The organism is Parabacteroides sp. KHUB-03 (assembly GCF_056640975.1).
Genome location: NZ_CM153257.1, coordinates 325,536 through 343,951, shown reverse-complemented (window position 1 = coordinate 343,951; position 18,416 = coordinate 325,536). Strand labels below are relative to the sequence as shown.

Below are 18,416 nucleotides of genomic sequence, written 5' to 3'. Positions count from 1 at the left end.
CTGCTTATCACAAACTTTGTTTACCAACCGTAGTTTTGTTTATACAATTTCTTGCTAAAGTTAATCTGATTCTTCGGAATTGGGAAATACTCATCCTTGTTCTTTGTGAACTTCGCTTCACCCATATAGGTACGGCGTGTTTTTTCCGTAGCAAAGTAGCTATTCACTTCTTTGTCAGCAATACCCCAACGAACCAGGTCAAAGAAACGCGAACCTTCCTGAGACAATTCCAAGCGTCGTTCCCAACGTAATGCTTTACGTGCAAAGTCTTGCGTCCATGCCGGACAATTTACACCGGGCTGATAGGTGGCAATCTTGAACTTTCCCGTAGGATCGCCCTGAACATCCACCAAACGTGCCGTACTCTTAGCTGCCCTTTCACGAAGAGAATTTATAATAGGTAATGCTTCGTTTTGACGGCCTAATTCGATCAAAGCTTCAGCTTCCCACAAAAGAACATCGTCGTAACGAATAATATCGCGGTTCTTAGAGCTTGACATAAACGGTAATGAGAAAGCAAAACAAGGGCAATCAGGCAACACAACTTCTTTCATAGACATGAAGTTTCCGTATGTATTCGGATCACGGGTCCAGCTTGCTTCAAAGATAAACTCGGGGTTATACTTATAAGGAGCACCCGGAATAGCTACCGTATGATTCAAACGCGGGTCAATGTTGTATTTCAACAAATCTTCGGCATTCTTCAAGTCGTTGTTGTTATAAGTATCAAACAAAGGAAGGCCATTATCGTCTGTCTGGAATGCGTTCACCATATTCTGGGAAGGGGAGTGGAAACCACAGCATCCATATTCAGGATTCATCGGATAATTCAACATTGCACCCCAATCCAAACGGCCGTATAGTGTTCCGTCGCCAGTTGAGAATTGTACGGCAAATACAGATTCGCGTCCGTTTTCAGTTTCACAAAGGAAGTTTTCAGCAAAATCGGAAGTTAAAGAATATTTGCCCGACAATCCCTGGCAAAGAGTTACTACCTCCTGCAACTTTGTTTTGTCTATATTAACGACATTATTCTTTTCGTCCTGTTCGTATGCTGCATACAAGAGCGCTTTTGCCAGATAAGCCTGGGCAATGCTCTTATTAATACGTCCGATCTCCGCTTGTTTTTCCGGCAGATTTTCGGCAGCAAAGCGGAATTCGGCAATAATCATATCCCAAAGTTGCTTGTCGGTATATTCAACGTTGGAGATATTGATATAATCCTCAGTCTTATCGTTCTCATCAATCCAAGGCATCTGTTTGAATAATATCTTCAGGTCGAAATAGAAGTGTGCACGCAAGAAACGTACTTCGGCTTCACGTGTAGTCTTCAGAGGGAATACAGTTGCATCCATCGCATTGATACGAGACAAAGCGTCATTAGTACGGGCTATACAGACATATTCATTATACCATTTTTTATCCAGATAGCCATTATCGTCACGCAGATAAACAAACGTTTCAAAAAGATGGAAGTCGCCCATATCACCAGTACCGGCACCTCCTTTATAAGCATCCCCTGCACGCAAATCGCCATAAGGCCAGTATGCATGCATACCATCGCTAAAGTTGTCGTTACCCAATGCAGAGTAAGCAGCAATGACCATTTTTTCTATATTTTCCACGGTATTCAGGTCATCCGTGCTGGCAACTCCCTGCGGATTGACATCCAGGAAAGAGTCGCAAGCTGCCATAGGAAGCAGCAAGGCAGCTGCCAATGTCATATATTTAAAAGTCTTCATAATTGTATTCGCTAATTAGTTTTAAAATGAAACATTAACACCCAAAGTGAAAGCACGCGGAACCGGATATGCGAAATCTGGTGTTTCAGGGTCTACACCCGTAAAGGCATTATCGCCCCAGCCCTTCTTAACTGTCAACAAGTTCTGTCCGGATACATAAATACGTGCATTCTGCATACGTGCTGCCTGCAGCCAAGCCTTCGGCAAAGTATAACCAATCTCGAAGTTAGCCAGCTTCAAGAAAGAAGTATTTTCGATAAAGTATGTAGAGAAACGGCCTTCATCATTTACATTGTTTGCCGAAACAGCAGGAATCGTAGAGTTAGGATTCGCAGGGCTCCAAGCGTCCAGCAAACGGGCACCATAATTTTGTCCGCCAAAGAAACCGTAGAAGTCGGTAAACGCCTTAATGCTATTTACATTTGCATGAGAGCCTACCTGTCCGTTCCAGAACATTGAAACGTCGAAGTTTCTCCAGGTTGCACTCAGGTTCAGACCATACAGGAAGTCCGGATCTTCTACGCCTAACCATGTACGGTCTTCATCGTTGATCACATTATCGCCATTCAGGTTTTTGTAGCGGATACGTCCCACACCTTTACCCGGCTGGCCTACGTGAGCATCTACTTCTTCCTGATTCTGGAAAATACCGTCGGCTACATAACCGAACAAAGATTTCCAGGGACGTCCCAGAATTGTCTGGTCGTTACCGTTACCGGCATAAGAATTGATTACGTCTTCCGGTAATTTTGTAATTTTGTTACGATAGCTGGCGATGTTACCGGAAATATTCAGTTCTACCTCACCAATTTTCTTATTGAAAGTAAGCAAGAATTCAAAACCGCTGTTCTCCATACTAGCCCCGTTCACCCAACGGTCTCCACCGAAACCAATTGTTGCAATATAAGGAGGCTTAACAAGGATGTCGTTTGTTTTCTTAAAGAAGTAGTCTACAGAACCGGTGAACATCTGGTTGAACAAGCCGAAATCGATACCGGCATTATTCTGTGTGGTAGCTTCCCATTTCAAATCAGGATTCTGCAATTGTGTACGCACAAAACCTGAAGGAAGTTCTCCCTGTCCTGCACCTGTGATATCGTAAGCCGTACCCTGGTCGCGGTTGAAAGCAGGGTCTGTAAAGTAACGGGCCTGGTACAAACCGTATGAAGCATAATTGTCTATTTCCTGATTACCTGTCATACCCCAACCGTAACGAAGTTTCAAGTCTGAAACAACATTCTTTGCACCTTCAAAGAAACCTTCTTCACTAACACGCCATCCTAAAGAGAATGCTGGGAAAGTACCCCAACGGTTGTTAGCACCGAATCGTGAAGAACCGTCACGACGAACAGTTACAGAAGCCAGATACTTATTATCGAAGCTATAGTTGATCTTTCCGAAGAAAGAAGAAAGAGCATAAGCCGTAGCACCACCGCCATTACGCAAGTTGCCATCGCCAACAGACAAATACATATAATCTTCATTTTCCAGTAAGAAACCATCGCGGCCGGCACTCATATCTTCCAGTCTGTATTTCAACATTTCCTGACCAACCAGGATATCAAAGTTACTCTTGCCCAGGTCTAATTTATATTGCAACGTGTTACTCAAAATCCAGTTACCGCCATAATTTGCATATGTATTCAAACGCGCAGTCTTGTCAGACATGAAACCGGACTGATATGTCTTCTGCATATCGCGCTTCCACCAACCGGTATAGTCGATACCGAATTTAGAACGGAAAGTAAGCCCCTTCAAAATATCTACTGTCAAGTTAACGTCGCCAAAGATGCGGAATACATCTTCATGGTTCTGTTTGTTATCTTCAATCAGGCGAACCGGATTCTGACGGTCACTCATGTTGCTGGCAGGACCACCCCAACCGCCGTCCAGTGAATGGATAGGAACGATAGACTGGATATTCTTTGCACCTTCCTGCAAAGTACGGTCGCTGATAACAGAACTGCGTGTTTTAGACAAAGACAGGTTCTCGCCGATAGTAACGCGGTCGTTAATCAGTTTATAGTCGCTATTGATACGGGCAGTTACACGGTCGAAGTAAGTACCTTTCACCGTACCGTTGTTGCCATAATAATCTACGGAGAACAAAGCACGTCCTTTGTCGGTACCTGAAGTAACAGTTACGTTATAGTTCTGCATCAAACCTGTGCGGCTGATTTCCTTCACCCAGTCCGTGTCGCCTGCACGCATCACCGGAGTGCCGGCTACGTCAAGGAATTCGGGCATAATAATGTTATTCAAAGTAGGAATACCGTTATTCCAGGCAACGTCATACATATATGTATATTTGTTCATACCTGTGTTAGGTTGTCCGTTGCTCAAGGTTGTTGTGTTCAGGATAGAACCGTCGTTAACACCTGCACGGAAATTAACCAAACCGTATTCTTCGGCATTCAACAAATCAACCGAACGTTGCCATTGCTGAGCCGTTACGGAAGCACGGAAGTCTACATGTGTACCACCAGCTTTGCCTTTCTTGGTTGTTACGATAATAACACCGTTGGCAGCACGCGATCCGTAGATAGTGGCAGCAGAAGCATCTTTCAAAACCTGAATAGATTCGATGTCGGAAGTAGCAATTTCATTCATCGAGCGGGTGCTGGGAATACCGTCTATAATATATAGAGGTTTGCTGTTTCCCAAAGTAGAGACTCCACGAATCTTAACATCCACGTCGCCGTTAGGCTGACCGGTATTCTTTATACTAAGACCGGGTACGCGTCCCTGCAAAGACTTGATAGCATTACTGCTGTTGATATCTTTGATATCGTCCATTTTCACAACGGATACGGCACCGGTCAAATCGGCTTTCTTTTGGGAAGAATATCCGGTAACTACCACATCAGACAATGCCTGTACGTTTTCTTTTAGAATAATGTTGAGCGCTTTGTTTGACGTTACAGCCATGTCTTGTGTAATGAAACCTACATAGCTGATCTGAATTGTTGCCCCTTTGGGCACTGAGAGAGTAAAGTTTCCATCCAAATCGGTGATGGTTCCGTTTGTAGTTCCTTTTTCAACTACAGAAGCACCAATTATAGGGAAGTTGTCCGTTCCCGAAATAACTGTACCTTTTACCGAAATCTGCTGTGCGTACATGGATTGCGTAATAAATAGCAGGGCAACCCAGAAGCACCACTTTGCAAGCGGCAATCTCTTCATAAAGATTAAATTTAATAGTTCAACAATAATAACTAGATCCAAAAAATTGATATGCGGCAAATATAGACGCGCCATTTATACGGAGTTGATAACAAAACAACCAGGATATATTACAAATGTAACATCGGACGCAGAATGCTACATTTGTTACAGTAATAATACAAATTTGATATCCGGCCAAAAGTACTACCATTGCTTCCATTAACATAAAACACGTCTCCGCTTTATGAAAAGCACAACCAACCTACAAAGTTTCCGGGAAGACAATTTTTCTCTCATCAGATGGGTACAAACATTATAAAAAGACGATATTATTATCTTTGCAAGGATATAAAGATAATAATATCGTCTTTTGGGAAACTTTGAAAATTGATACGGAGACAAAATAATATGTCAGCGTTCACCGAGTCCGCCCGACACAAAAATGCAACAAAAACAACTATCGACGGGGCTGTATCCTACACAAATTCGGTAGGCGTTACATCGTACACAGCCTTAAAGCACTTGGTAAAATAGGCCGGCGACGAAAATCCGGTGCGATACGTTATCTCGCTCACCGTGTATCTCCGTTCGCGAAGCAGCGCAGCGGCCTTCGAAAGACGGTAATTGCGCAGGAAGTCCACCGGTGTGGTTCCGGTAAGCTCCTTTATCTTGCGGTAGAGGTGTCCGCGCGACAAGCCTAGCATATCGCTCAGTTTTTCCACGTTGTAATCAGGATCGGGATAGCCCTCTTCAATACGCTCTACAAAGCGGCGCATAAACGCATCGTCCATGCTTTCGGGTTTACCCGGTTTGTCGAGCAGCAGATTGCCGTTTTCCAGCTTTCGGAGGAGTTGTTCGCGCAAACGCTCACGCTCTTCCAACACACGGATGATTTTGAGCTTGACAAAATCCATATTGAAAGGTTTCTGTATATAATCGTCGGCTCCACCCGAAATTCCGTGCTTCTGCTGCCGTTCGTCAGAAAGAGCCGTAAGCAGCATCACCGGAAGGTGACTGCACGAAAGGGTAGTTTTGATGGTGCGACACAGGTCGAAGCCATTCATGCCGGGCATCATCACATCGCTAAGAACAAAGGATATGGCAATATCTTCATGTTGCAAAACATGAAGAGCTTCCACGCCGTTGGAAGCGGTTACCACACTAAAATTCTCGCTCAGCCCTTCTTTCAAGAAGGTACACACTTCGTTGTCGTCTTCCACCACCAGAATGGTGTAAGGATATTTCCGGGAAAGCATTTCCTTCTCGCCGGTATTGTCGAGCATAGCAGCATCGCAAGCCATTTGCGGCACTTCAGTTACGTCGGCATCAACAAAATGCTTTTTCTCCTTATACAGGTTGACAATAAACGTTGTTCCTTTTCCGGGCAGGCTATCCACCCTGATGTCTCCATTGTGCATCAACATATATTCCCTGGCCAAGTGAAGCCCGATGCCAGTTCCCTCTGTAGCATTCTCGGTATAAAAACGGTCGTACAAATAAGGGATTTTCTCGGCAGAGATGCCCTGTCCGGTATCTTTCACGCTAATATGTATGCACTCTCCCGCATCGGCCACTTCGACAGCTATGCTCCCACCATCGGGGGTGAATTTAAAGGCGTTCGAAAGAAGGTTCATCAAAACCTTCTCTATCTTATCCGGATCGATCCATATCTCCTGCGACTTCACGCCCGAGGCAAAAGTGTAGGTAATGTGGCGTACTACGGCCATGCTATCGAAATATGACTTTACTTCGCTGGCAAACGAAACAATCTCGGTCTGCCGTATCTTCAATTTCTCCTGCTTGTTTTCTATCTTGCGAAAGTCCAGTATCTGATTGATTACGCGATACAGCCGGTTCGCATTTTTCTGTATCAATTGCAGATCGGGCAGGTAGGGAGAGTCGTGCATCAACCCCATCAGGCGATCCAGCGGGCCCAGTATCAGCGTGAGGGGAGTACGTACTTCGTGCGAAACGTTGGTAAAGAATTGTAGCTTCTGGGCAGTCACCTCCTTGATCTCGGCATTAAGGGAGATGAGTTTCTGGCGTTGTTCTTCTTCTTTACGGTTGATTTCGCGCAGCTCCCGGTTCTTCCTTTTCATCTTCCGGTTAATGGAAAAGACGTAAAAAGAAAGGAGAACGAAGCCTATCATCAGTGTTGTGATGATCCAGAGCGAGCCTTGCAGAAATTGGAAACGATTGAGCAAGGATTCTATATTGCCGCGCTGCTGCTCGATACGTCTCTGGTAGTTCAGCAAGCGCGATGCCTGAATCAGCATGGAGTGGGCAGCGGACTTATCGATCTCGCCCGTTTGCAGAGGGATAAATTTATCCACCGGCTCGCCGTTCAATATTTTCACAGCGGTACGGAGCACCTGCTCGCCACCTGTAGGATATAAAAAAGAGGCATTGATGCGTCCGTCGGCAACGGCTTCCAAACCGGCCCCGGGTACGGCATCCACTCCAATAATAGGCAGGCTGTCCCCTAATACGGAATCTTTTTCCAAAAAATATTCGCGGGCGGCAATGGCCATCATGTCGTTGTGAGAATATACAAAATCAACGTTGAAAGGCCATTCCAATGAAGCCAGACGTACTCTGGCAGTATCATAGACCCATTCTCCCTCCACTTTACGGAAATAAAGATCGGAGCGTTTAACCAGAGCATCTATAAATCCCTGATGGCGTTCTTGCGCAGGCGACGAGCTTGCCAATCCCCATATCTCCAGGATTGTTGCTTTGGGAGGCAGGTATCTGGAAGCATATTTTCCGGCCTCGTAGCCTATTTCGTAGTTGTCTGCACCCACAAAGGTGGTATAAAGGTCTGTGTTTACTTTCCGGTCTGTAATAATCGTAGGGATTCCGGCGCGGTAAGCCTCCTCGGCCGCTTCGGTGATGGGCTGCGACTGGAATGGGGAGATGATTAACACATCCACCTTCTCGTTTATCAATTCTCTGATCTGGCGTATCTGGGTGCTGTTGTCGCTATGTGCATCTTTGATTATAATTTCCAGATTATCGTAGTTGGATGCCTCTATTTCCATCTCTTTCAGCATAGCTTGGCGCCACGCATCATCCAGCATGCACTGCGAAAGACCGATTACGAACTTTTTATCATTCTTCTCGGATGTGGTACACGAGAATAAGCAAGATGCCAGTACAGTAATGGAAAGAAAAAGTTTAAACGGTTGCTTCATAACTATCATCAGAGAAGGTTGAAAAGATTTACAGAATTGACATTTCCAGATACTGCCGCCAGGCAGTTTAAAGAAGAGTGCTAAGTCATCCCGGTCATTTTACAAAATCATCGGGATGGTTTTATAAAATGACCGGGATGACTTAGTAAAAACACTAATTGTGTACCAGCGTACCTATATTATCCCCGCTCATTACTTTTTTCAGATTACCATTTGTATCCATATCGAATACGATAATAGGCAGGTTATTTTCTTTGCACATGGTAGTAGCGGTCAAATCCATAACCTTTAATCCACGGGTATAAATTTCATCATACGTAATTTCAGAGAACTTTGTTGCCGTAGGGTCTTTTTCCGGATCAGCGGTGTAAATACCATCCACCCGGGTTCCTTTCAGCATGACATCCGCCTCTATTTCAATCCCCCGCAGAGAAGAACCTGTATCTGTAGTAAAGAACGGATTTCCTGTACCGCCCGACATGATAACGACATTGCCTTGTTCCAGCAATTCAATAGCACGCCATTTATTATAAAATTCGCCAATCGGCTCCATACGGATAGCAGTAAGCACCTTTGCCTTCACTCCTTGTGCAACCAGAGCCGAACTAAGTGCCAGGCTGTTGATTACGGTTGCCAACATACCCATCTGGTCGCCTTTTACCCTGTCAAATCCTTTAGATGCACCACTCAAACCACGAAAAATATTTCCACCGCCTATAACGATACCTATTTGTACACCCATTTCAGCAATCTCTTTAATCTGAGAAGCATATTCATTCAACCGGACTTCGTCTATGCCATATTGCTTGCCACCCATCAGCGATTCGCCGCTTAATTTTAAAAGAATTCGTTTGTATTGAGCCATATCTATTGGTTTTTAATATGATTGAACAAAAGTAGACATTTAACAAGACTGTACAAAAAATGAAATCATTTTGTAATATTCCGATATTATTTTTGTCGTGAAACAAGTTTGGTAATCTTCCTGTTTTTTTAAGATAAAAATATCACCAAAACTTTATTCCTAACTTAAAATAGCAGCCCGTCTTTCAGCGGAAAGCGAGGGCTGCTATTTACGTTATAGAAACTCTATCGTTTTTTCCAAAGCCATCCCGTGAGACCCTTTAATCAGGACGTGATATCCTTTCAAAGGTTGCTCCCGGAGGCTTGTTATTAGCTCTTCAGTTTCCACAAAAGGAGAAAACTCTTTTCCAACTTTTGCAAAATGATCACCACAAAGATATACTTTATCAAACTTAGCGGCTTTTACCAATTCTACTATTTCCGTATGCAGTTCATCACTAGACGGTCCTAACTCCTTCATATCACCAAGTATAACCGCTTTCGGGTATACCGGCATAGAAGCAAAATTTTCCAAAGCCACCTTCATACTGCTGGGGTTGGCATTATAAGCATCGATAATCAGTTTGTTATGCCCGGTTTCTTTCAATTGCGAACGATTATTTGTCGGTTCATAGTTAGCAATAGCACGGCTAATACGCTCAGCCGGAATCTTAAAATAACGTCCTACTGCAACTGCAGCCAAAACATTGTCTATATTATAAGCACCTATCAAGTGAGTCTCTACCGTATGTATCTTACCTTGTTGCTTCCAGTCAAATACTAACAAAGGGTTGCAGCTAACCACATGCCCCGAAGCAAATGCTTCTTCACTTTCGCCATAAGTAATCTGTTCAATACCTTTGGCTATAGCCTGTAAATCGGCATTTTCTTTTTTGATGAATATTTTCCCTTTGCTGGCACGCATATAATCGTAAAGCTCTCCTTTTGTCTTAACCACACCTTCAAAAGAACCAAAACCTTCCAGATGTGCCCGTCCAACATTTGTAATAATTCCGTAATTCGGCTGAACGATATTAACCAGTTCTTTTATATCTCCCGGATGGCTGGCTCCCATCTCTATCACGGCCATTTCATGATCATGATTCAAACGTAACAGAGTAAGAGGAACACCGATATGGTTATTCAGGTTTCCTTCCGTATAAAGCAAGTTATATTTTGTAGAAAGAACTGCTGCCAGTATCTCTTTTGTCGTTGTCTTGCCATTTGTTCCCGTAATTCCAATAACAGGAATACCTAAAATTTTACGGTGACGATGAGCCAACTGTTGAAGAGTGACTAACACATCATTCACCAATATAGTACGCTCGCCGGTAACATAGGCCGGATTATCTATTATAGCATACGAACAACCGGAATCCAAAGCTTTCGCCGCATATTGGTTCCCGTCAAACTTGTCGCCTTTTAAAGCAAAGAACAATGATCCTCTGGGGCAATTACGACTATCAGTTGTAATCTTCGGATTATGTAAAAACAATTCGTATAGTTCTGAAATATTCATAGCATTATTAGCATTTTATTGGATAGCAAAAGTAACGCATATTATATTATTTCCGTACTTTTGTAGGAAATTGTTTGTTACCGATTATAAAGATGAATTATAAAACACTCAATATTAAAGGCACTCTCATTTCCCTGGAAAAGCCTATAGTCATGGGGATATTGAATATCACACCCGATTCTTTTTATGCCGGAAGCCGGAAACAATCGGAAGCTGAGATAGAAAAGCGCATACAAACAATCCTGGAAGAAGGTGGAACGATAATTGACATAGGAGGATATTCATCCCGTCCGGATGCAATAGACGTTTCTTCCGAAGAAGAGATGAAAAGACTGCAAATGGCTCTGGAAATATTGAACAAACAGTACCCGGATGTTATTATTTCGGTAGATACGTTCCGTGCAGATATTGCACGCCGTTGCATAGAACGATACGGGGTGGCTATTATAAATGATATATCAGCCGGCGAATTAGACCCAAACATGTTTGAAACCGTTGCCGATTTGCGTGTTCCTTATATCATGATGCACATGCGAGGCACACCCAAAACCATGCAACAGCATACAAACTACACAAACATGATGAGCGAAATCATACAATATTTTGCAGAAAAGGTGAAACGCCTGCACTTGATGGGAGCTAACGATATTATACTGGATCCCGGTTTTGGTTTCAGTAAAACAGTGGACCAGAACTATGAACTAATGAGCAATTTGAAAGAATTCGGATTATTCGGACTACCGTTACTAGTTGGTATTTCGCGTAAAAGCATGATTTATAAATATCTGGGCGGAACGCCAACCGAAAGTTTGAACGGGACAACTGTTTTAAATACATTTGCTTTGCTCAACGGCGCTGATATTCTACGTGTGCATGATGTAAGAGCCGCCGTAGAAGCTGTCAGAATTACAGAGAAACTAACTGTCAATTGTCAACTGTAAACGATCTATTATTATTATGTGGATGCACTTTGGCATAAAAGATTTGATTGATGTACTACTGGTAGCCTTCTTCCTGTACCAGACTTATAAATTAATGAAAAGTTCGGGTACACTGGCAATCTTCAGTGGCGTCGTTTCATTTATTATAGTATGGATACTCGTTTCGCAAGTTCTGGAAATGAGACTGATGGGAGCCATACTCGATAAGTTCATCAGTGTAGGGTTTCTGGTACTGGTTATTTTATTTCAAGACGAAATACGGCGCTTTCTGGTGGCTCTAGGCTCACACCGCGGATGGAAATTCTTGGGCAAATTGTTTTCGAAAAAGGATGAAACCAAAGAAAAAGAAGGTAAGTTCATAGCACCGGTTGTACTTGCCTGTATGAATATGGCACGTAAAAAAACAGGAGCATTGATTGTCATTCAACAGGATATCGACTTATCGGTATACGAACATACAGGGGAAATGTTTAATGCCGATGTTAATGCACGCCTGATAGAAAATATTTTCTTCAAAAACAGCCCTCTACATGATGGAGCCATGATCATTGCAGACAACCGTATCAAAGCAGCAGGCTGCATCCTTCCTGTCGCACAAAACGCTTCCCTACCCAAAGATATGGGATTGCGGCATCGCTCAGGATTAGGCATGTCACTCGAAACAGATGCCCTCGTTATCATTGTTTCGGAAGAACGCGGAAAAATATCAGTAGCCCACAAAGGTAAGCTAAGTGTGAATGTGACTGCAGAAGAGCTCCAACAAATACTCTCAGGCGAACGGGAAGTGATAAACTATTGTTAAAAGTTCTGAAAGTGACAACTTAACATGTAATTCTTTTGCCCGTTTTGCAAACTCCATATTGCATTATTGTATACTTTTGTAACCGATTACGGTGACAATTACAAAATAATATAAAAATTCCTATTATGGACTTAATGCAAGACATCATTGCACGCGCTAAAGCTAACAAGCAGCGCATTGTTCTTCCCGAAGGAACAGAGGAAAGAACTCTGAAAGCAGCCGACCGCTTATTGGCCGACAAAGTAGCAGACATTGTATTGATCGGCAATCCCAACGAAATTAAAAAACTTGCTACAGATTTTGGATTGAACCACATTAACGAAGCAACCATCGTCGACCCTAAAAATCATGCAAAGAAGGCAGCTTATGCCGATTTGCTTTTCCAATTACGTCAGAAAAAGGGCATGACTCCGGAGAAAGCAGCCGTATTGGTTGAAGAACCGTTGTTTCTTGCCTGTTTGATGATCAAATCGGGAGATGCCGATGGAGAAATCGCCGGCGCCCAAAACACAACAGGCGATGTTTTGCGTCCTGCATTACAAATTATAAAAACAGCTCCGGGTATGAGCTGCGTTTCAGGTGCATTTATCATGTTCACAAAAAAACAGGAATACGGTAAAAACGGCATACTTGTATTTGCCGATTGTGCTGTAATGCCTAACCCCACAGCTCCCGAACTGGCCAGCATTGCAATCGCAACAGCTGCAACAGCACGGGATATCGTAGGTATGGAACCTCAGGTTGCCATGTTAAGCTTCTCTACCAAAGGAAGTGCTTCAAACGAAATGGTAGACAAAGTTGTAGAAGCTACCAAGATGGCCAAAGAAATGGCTCCGAACGTGAAAATTGACGGTGAACTTCAGGCTGATGCTGCATTAGTTGAAAAGGTAGCATCTTTAAAAGCACCGGGTAGTGAAGTTGCCGGCAAAGCAAATGTATTGGTATTCCCTACTCTGGAAGTAGGCAATATTGCTTATAAACTTGTACAACGCCTTGGAGATGCAGAAGCTGTAGGCCCTATCCTTCAAGGAATGGCTGCTCCTGTAAACGATCTGTCACGTGGCTGTTCGGTAGACGATATTTACAAGATGGTTGCTATAGCCTGCAACCAATCGATAGGTTTGAAAGCTACAAAAAAGTAAGAATCACAAAATAACAATATAAACACATGAAGATATTAGTTCTTAACTGCGGAAGTTCTTCTGTAAAGTACAAATTGTTTGACATGGACAAACATGAAGTACTGGCTCAAGGCGGTGTCGAGAAACTGGGATTACCCGGTTCTTTTCTCAAATTCACATTGCCTAATGGAGAAAAAGTGATCTTGGAAAAAGAATTGCCGGAACACAATGCCGCAATTCAGTTTATTCTAAGCATATTAACCGACGAAAAATATGGTTGCATCAAATCATATGATGAAATAGACGCTGTTGGACACCGGGTAGTACACGGAGGAGAAGCATTCAGCGGAAGTGTTGAAATCACAAGCGAAGTGATTGGAAAAGTGGTAGAATGTATTGATCTGGCCCCTCTTCATAACCCTCCTAACCTGAAAGGTATTCGTGCGATGAGCTCATTGATTCCGGGTATTCGCCAGGTAGGTGTATTCGATACGGCTTTCCATCAGACAATGCCGGATTACGCTTATATGTACGGACTTCCTTATTCCGTTTATAAGAAATACGGTATCCGCCGCTATGGATTCCATGGGACAAGCCATCGTTATGTATCAAGACGTGCTTGCGAAATATTAGGCGTCCCATACGAAAAACAACGTATTATCACAGCCCACGTAGGCAACGGAGGTTCTATTGCTGCAATCAAAAACGGTAAATGCGTAGATACTTCCATGGGATTAACTCCGGTAGAAGGTTTATTGATGGGTACCCGTTGCGGAGACGTAGACGCCGGTGCACTGACATTCCTGATGGACAAAGAAGGTCTGGATGCTAAAGGCATGTCTAACCTGATAAACAAACAAAGCGGCGTACTAGGACTTTCCGGATTGTCTTCCGATATGCGTGAAATCGAAGCCGCAATAGCCGACGGAGACAAGAAGGCTATCCTGGCATTAAACGTATACAATTATCGTATTAAGAAATATATCGGTGCTTATGCAGCTGTTTTAGGTGGTTGCGACATCCTTGTATGGACTGGTGGAGTTGGAGAGAACCAATGGGCAACCCGTCGTGTTGTTTGCGAAAACATGGAATATATGGGCATGAAAATCGATGTGAAGAAAAATGAAGGTATGCGTGGCGAAGAAATGGTAATCAGTGCTCCGGACAGTAAAGTTACTATTATTGTTGTTCCTACTGACGAAGAATATATGATTGCTTCCGACACGATGGATATATTAAACAAATAAAATCCTAATCCTCACAGCTTACAAAACACAAAGGATTAGTGTTTAGACAGTCCCGGCATCGGTTGGGACTGTTTTTTTATTCTATTTCAAACTGATTCAAGGAGAGAGACTCGCCGTCCCATTCTATATAAGAGAAATATTGCATCCAGTCGCCAGTAATAAGTAAACGGCTCGTCTTAGACAACATTAAATCCAGCATGATATGACGATGCCCGAAAACAAAGAAGTTTATATCCGGATGCACCTTCAAATATTCTTTTGCAAAAGAAATCAGGTACTCTCCTGCTTCTCCTTGATATGCTTTTACATTACCATTAAGAGCTTCTTTCTTCAAACCACTTTTACGGCTACTCAATGACCAACCTAAGGCAAAACCAAATGTCCACCGGGGATGAATACCCGCATACAACCACTGACAGAATTTATTGCGAAAAACAGCCCGGATCAGACGAAAAAGCTTACTACGATAATCCACTTCATCTCCATGTGCTAAAAAGAAGCGTTTGCCCAATAAATCAATGGTAAGCGGTTCATGATGAATGACAGCGCCTATTTCCTGAGGCAAGTAGTCAAACATCCATATATCATGGTTTCCAATGAATATATGAATCTCAATTCCATTATCCGACAACTCGGCCAATTTACCAAGAAAACGCGTATGTCCCTTCGGAACAACATATTTATACTCGTACCAATAATCGAAAATATCACCCAACAGCCAAACAGCTGCAGCATCTTTTTTTATACTGTCCAACCAGCGCACCAACTTCTTTTCAACCGCCAACGGGTCTTTGTGGAAACGGGCGCCTAAATGGGCATCCGAAGCAAAATATATTTTCTTTCGGGAGGAGTTCATTTTTCTTTCGGGAGGAATTATAAAAAGCCCAGTTCCAACTTAGCCTCTTCAGACATCATATCTTTATCCCATTCCGGCTCAAACACAATGTTCACTTCCACATTGTTCACACCGTCCACCGATTCTACTTTCATACGGACATCTTCCACAATGAAGTCGGCTGCAGGGCAATTAGGAGCCGTAAGCGTCATATCTATACGAACATTCTTATCGTCGTCAATCTCTACATTATATATAAGGCCAAGATCGTACACATTTACCGGTATCTCCGGATCATATACGGTTTTAAGCATGGTAACAATAGCTTCTTCTGTCTGGAGGAATTCGTTGTTCATTTTAATTCTATTTAAATGCAAAATTACGAAATAGTTAACTAAAGAACCTCTCTATACATTGAAAAGTTTATTAAAAGCTACTTTACTAGAGCCTGCCTTCATCCGTATAACTATAAAACCGGTCGTCTGATATGATAATGTGGTCTAATAAACGGATATCCACCAACTGCACCGCCTGCTTTAGCCGCTGTGTCAACGCATCGTCCTGTGCACTTGGCTGGGTAACTCCCGAAGGATGATTATGGCAAAGAATAATACTTGCAGCCAGCGATTGGATAGCTGCTTTCAGTATCAGACGAATATCTGCATGGGTTTCCCCCACTCCACCTTGACTAATTTTAACCTTCTCAATAACTCTGTTTGCACGATTCAGTAAAGCAATCCATAGTTCCTCGTATGGCAAATCACAAAGCAAGGGATAAAAAAGAGAATAAGCCGCACGGCTTTCCTGAACAACCAACCGTTGAACCGGTTCACAACCTCTGCGTCTTTTACCCAATTCCAAAGCAGCAGCAATTGTAACTGCTTTTGCTTCGCCAATACCCTTAAAAGATGAGATTAAATCGTTTACGGACAATTTGCCTAATGCATTCAAATTATTATCAACAGAATGAAGAATACGCTGGGACAGTTGAACTGCCGTTTCCTGCAGATTTCCAGAACCAATCAGAATAGCCAGAAGCTCGGCATCACTTAAGGAAGATGCTCCTTTATGAAGTAATTTCTCACGCGGACGATCTTCTATCGCCCAATCTGTTATTTTCATAGCTTGTATTTGGTATAAAAAAGAAAAGGGCGGCTAAAAGCCGCCCCTATTTCTCTATATAGTATTAACGGATACGTCCTACATAAGAACCGTCCTGTGTATTGATTTCGATCGTTTCACCTTCAGAAATAAACAACGGAACACGAACCTCCGTACCGGTTTCCACTGTTGCCGGCTTCAATGTGTTTGTTGCAGTATCGCCTTTAACACCCGGTTCCGTATAAGTAACCTTCAATTGTACTTTTACAGGCATATCAGCAAAAAGAACAGTTTCTGTTGAAGCATCCGAAACAACATCAACAACCTGACCTTCTTTCATGAATTCAACACCATTAATAAGTTCTTTATCGATAATAACATCTTCCCATGTTTCCTGATTCAGAAAGTGATAATGTTCGCCTTCATTATATGAAAACTGGTAGGGACGGCGTTCAACACGTACATCTTCCAGTTTTTCATCAATATTGAAACGACGTTCAAGCGTACCGCCATTTACAATATCTTTCAATTTCGTACGCATGATAGTATTACCCTTACCTGGTTTTACATGAAGAAAATCCACGCAGAAATATAGCTTTCCATCTAAACGAATACAAGTTCCTTTCTTAATGTCTTGTGAATTGATCATACTTTATATTTTTTATTTATGTAATACGATTGAATTAATTCGTCATTTTCCGGGTGCAAAAGTAGTGCTTTCAAACGAAAGTAACAACATATTGCCGTATTTTTATTCTGAAAAGAGTTGCAAATCAATCTAATATGATTTGGAAGGAGAAAATACCCGTGGTTGTTTATTCAGAACATCGACAGAATTAAGCCAATCAAAGGAACCAAAACAGCAGTCATTATACCCATCAGGCCAATAGCTAATCCGCTCAAGGCTCCTTCTATAGCTCCCAGCTGGATGGCAACAGATGTCCCTACTCCATGCGACGAAGCGCCTAGTGCCAACCCCTTGGCTATATGGCTTTCTATACCTAAAACTTTCATTACAACAGGCCCGACTATACTGCCAAAAATACCTACCACAACAACAATAACAGCTGTTAAAGAAGGGATACCTCCGGCCTTTTCTGCAATGCCCATAGCAATGGGTGTTGTCACCGATTTAGGTTGAAGGGTGGCTATTAAAGCCTGGTCCGCTCCCATTACTTTACCTATTATAATTACGCTTACGATACCAACGATAGCTCCTACAAATACCGAGGTCAGGATCGAGATTACATTTCCTTTCAGGTATTGTATCTGTTCGTACAGGACATATCCTAATGCTACAACGGAAGGGCCAAGCAAAAAGTGGATCAAATGCGTATGTTGTTGAAACGATTCATAGTGAATCCCAAGCACTTGCAACACTACTATAATTACAAACACGGAGGTTATCAAAGGATGCAACAGGCTGACACGGGTCTTCTTATACAAAGCCATCGCCGCCAAATAAGTTCCCAACACCAAGGTCAGGGCAAATATTTCAGAATCAGCCAACATATTCATCGTCTATTTTCCTTTCTCCATTTTCTGTTGCACAAGAGCAACGCTGGCAATAACTAAAATCGTACTCACCACACATGCCGTAAGAATAACCGCCCAATACTGGGAAAGAATACCCACTGAGCCCATCAATCCCACAGCCGCAGGAACAAAGAACAGGCTCATATTCTGTGTCAATATAGTAGATACCCGTTTCACTTTATCCGGTTTTACCCATTTAAAAGCAAGAGCCAGAAAGAGCAACACCATGCCTATCACGCTACCCGGTATAAAACCGTCTATGAAATAGCTTATAAACTCTCCCGTAAAGTAGAAGAATAAAATATAAAACGCTTGTGCCAGCATAAACCTTTTACCTATTATTTAGTGACTGCAAAGATAACACATAAAC

General features: G+C 42.7%; 15 protein-coding genes. 4 read left to right on the top strand and 11 right to left on the bottom strand.

Translation table 11 applies throughout. The features are described 5' to 3' along the window. Positions 1 to 20 precede the first annotated feature (20 nt). The 5 genes from ACYIB7_RS01365 to ACYIB7_RS01345 all read right to left on the bottom strand — a co-directional run bounded on the left by ACYIB7_RS01365 (position 21) and on the right by ACYIB7_RS01345 (position 10,463). Positions 21 to 1,742, bottom strand: coding sequence for a RagB/SusD family nutrient uptake outer membrane protein (locus ACYIB7_RS01365; protein ID WP_103983971.1), 1,722 nt, complete (start codon positions 1,740 to 1,742; stop codon positions 21 to 23). A 21-nt stretch (positions 1,743 to 1,763) separates the two neighbouring features. Continuing rightward, positions 1,764 to 4,925, bottom strand: coding sequence for a SusC/RagA family TonB-linked outer membrane protein (locus tag ACYIB7_RS01360; RefSeq protein ID WP_480337874.1), 3,162 nt, complete (start codon positions 4,923 to 4,925; stop codon positions 1,764 to 1,766). Between the two features lie 458 nt (positions 4,926 to 5,383). Beyond that, positions 5,384 to 8,101, bottom strand: a complete 2,718-nt coding sequence (locus ACYIB7_RS01355; protein WP_103984028.1) for a hybrid sensor histidine kinase/response regulator transcription factor — start codon at positions 8,099 to 8,101, stop codon at positions 5,384 to 5,386. Between the two features lie 154 nt (positions 8,102 to 8,255). Continuing rightward, complete coding sequence (gene pyrH, locus ACYIB7_RS01350; protein WP_103983972.1) at positions 8,256 to 8,966, bottom strand: UMP kinase; 711 nt, start codon at positions 8,964 to 8,966, stop codon at positions 8,256 to 8,258. Positions 8,967 to 9,179: 213 nt separating this feature from the next. Continuing rightward, on the bottom strand, positions 9,180 to 10,463 hold the full coding sequence (locus ACYIB7_RS01345) for a UDP-N-acetylmuramoyl-tripeptide--D-alanyl-D-alanine ligase (protein ID WP_480337872.1): 1,284 nt from the start codon (positions 10,461 to 10,463) through the stop codon (positions 9,180 to 9,182). Positions 10,464 to 10,555: 92 nt separating this feature from the next. Here ACYIB7_RS01345 and folP point away from each other — a divergent pair, with 92 nt between their 5' ends. The 4 genes from folP (at position 10,556) to ACYIB7_RS01325 (ending at position 14,574) form a co-directional block, all read left to right on the top strand. Then, a complete protein-coding gene (gene folP / locus ACYIB7_RS01340; RefSeq protein ID WP_480337871.1) occupies positions 10,556 to 11,404 on the top strand; it encodes a dihydropteroate synthase in 849 nt (282 codons plus the stop codon). 16 nt (positions 11,405 to 11,420) lie between these two features. Continuing rightward, positions 11,421 to 12,206 carry a diadenylate cyclase CdaA gene (cdaA, locus tag ACYIB7_RS01335; protein ID WP_103983975.1) on the top strand — a complete coding sequence of 262 codons (786 nt, stop codon included), beginning with the start codon at positions 11,421 to 11,423 and terminating at the stop codon, positions 12,204 to 12,206. Between the two features lie 125 nt (positions 12,207 to 12,331). Beyond that, positions 12,332 to 13,348, top strand: a complete 1,017-nt coding sequence (gene pta, locus ACYIB7_RS01330; RefSeq protein WP_103983976.1) for a phosphate acetyltransferase — start codon at positions 12,332 to 12,334, stop codon at positions 13,346 to 13,348. 26 nt (positions 13,349 to 13,374) lie between these two features. Further along, positions 13,375 to 14,574 carry an acetate kinase gene (locus ACYIB7_RS01325; RefSeq protein WP_103983977.1) on the top strand — a complete coding sequence of 400 codons (1,200 nt, stop codon included), beginning with the start codon at positions 13,375 to 13,377 and terminating at the stop codon, positions 14,572 to 14,574. A gap of 76 nt (positions 14,575 to 14,650) precedes the next feature. Here ACYIB7_RS01325 and ACYIB7_RS01320 read toward each other — a convergent pair whose 3' ends face one another. From ACYIB7_RS01320 to ACYIB7_RS01295, 6 genes are all read right to left on the bottom strand, one after another. Beyond that, positions 14,651 to 15,430, bottom strand: coding sequence for a UDP-2,3-diacylglucosamine diphosphatase (locus ACYIB7_RS01320; RefSeq protein WP_480337869.1), 780 nt, complete (start codon positions 15,428 to 15,430; stop codon positions 14,651 to 14,653). Between the two features lie 17 nt (positions 15,431 to 15,447). After that, complete coding sequence (locus tag ACYIB7_RS01315; protein WP_103983979.1) at positions 15,448 to 15,765, bottom strand: SUF system Fe-S cluster assembly protein; 318 nt, start codon at positions 15,763 to 15,765, stop codon at positions 15,448 to 15,450. Positions 15,766 to 15,850: 85 nt separating this feature from the next. After that, positions 15,851 to 16,531, bottom strand: coding sequence for a RadC family protein (gene radC, locus ACYIB7_RS01310; RefSeq protein WP_103983980.1), 681 nt, complete (start codon positions 16,529 to 16,531; stop codon positions 15,851 to 15,853). 64 nt (positions 16,532 to 16,595) lie between these two features. Continuing rightward, entirely contained in the window at positions 16,596 to 17,159 is a 564-nt protein-coding gene (efp, locus tag ACYIB7_RS01305) for an elongation factor P (protein WP_099463753.1), read from the bottom strand. A 170-nt stretch (positions 17,160 to 17,329) separates the two neighbouring features. After that, positions 17,330 to 18,028 carry an LrgB family protein gene (locus tag ACYIB7_RS01300; RefSeq protein WP_480337867.1) on the bottom strand — a complete coding sequence of 233 codons (699 nt, stop codon included), beginning with the start codon at positions 18,026 to 18,028 and terminating at the stop codon, positions 17,330 to 17,332. 3 nt (positions 18,029 to 18,031) lie between these two features. Next, positions 18,032 to 18,370: a CidA/LrgA family protein gene (locus ACYIB7_RS01295; RefSeq protein WP_103983982.1), complete on the bottom strand. Its 339-nt coding sequence runs from the start codon at positions 18,368 to 18,370 to the stop codon at positions 18,032 to 18,034. Positions 18,371 to 18,416: the final 46 nt, after the last annotated feature.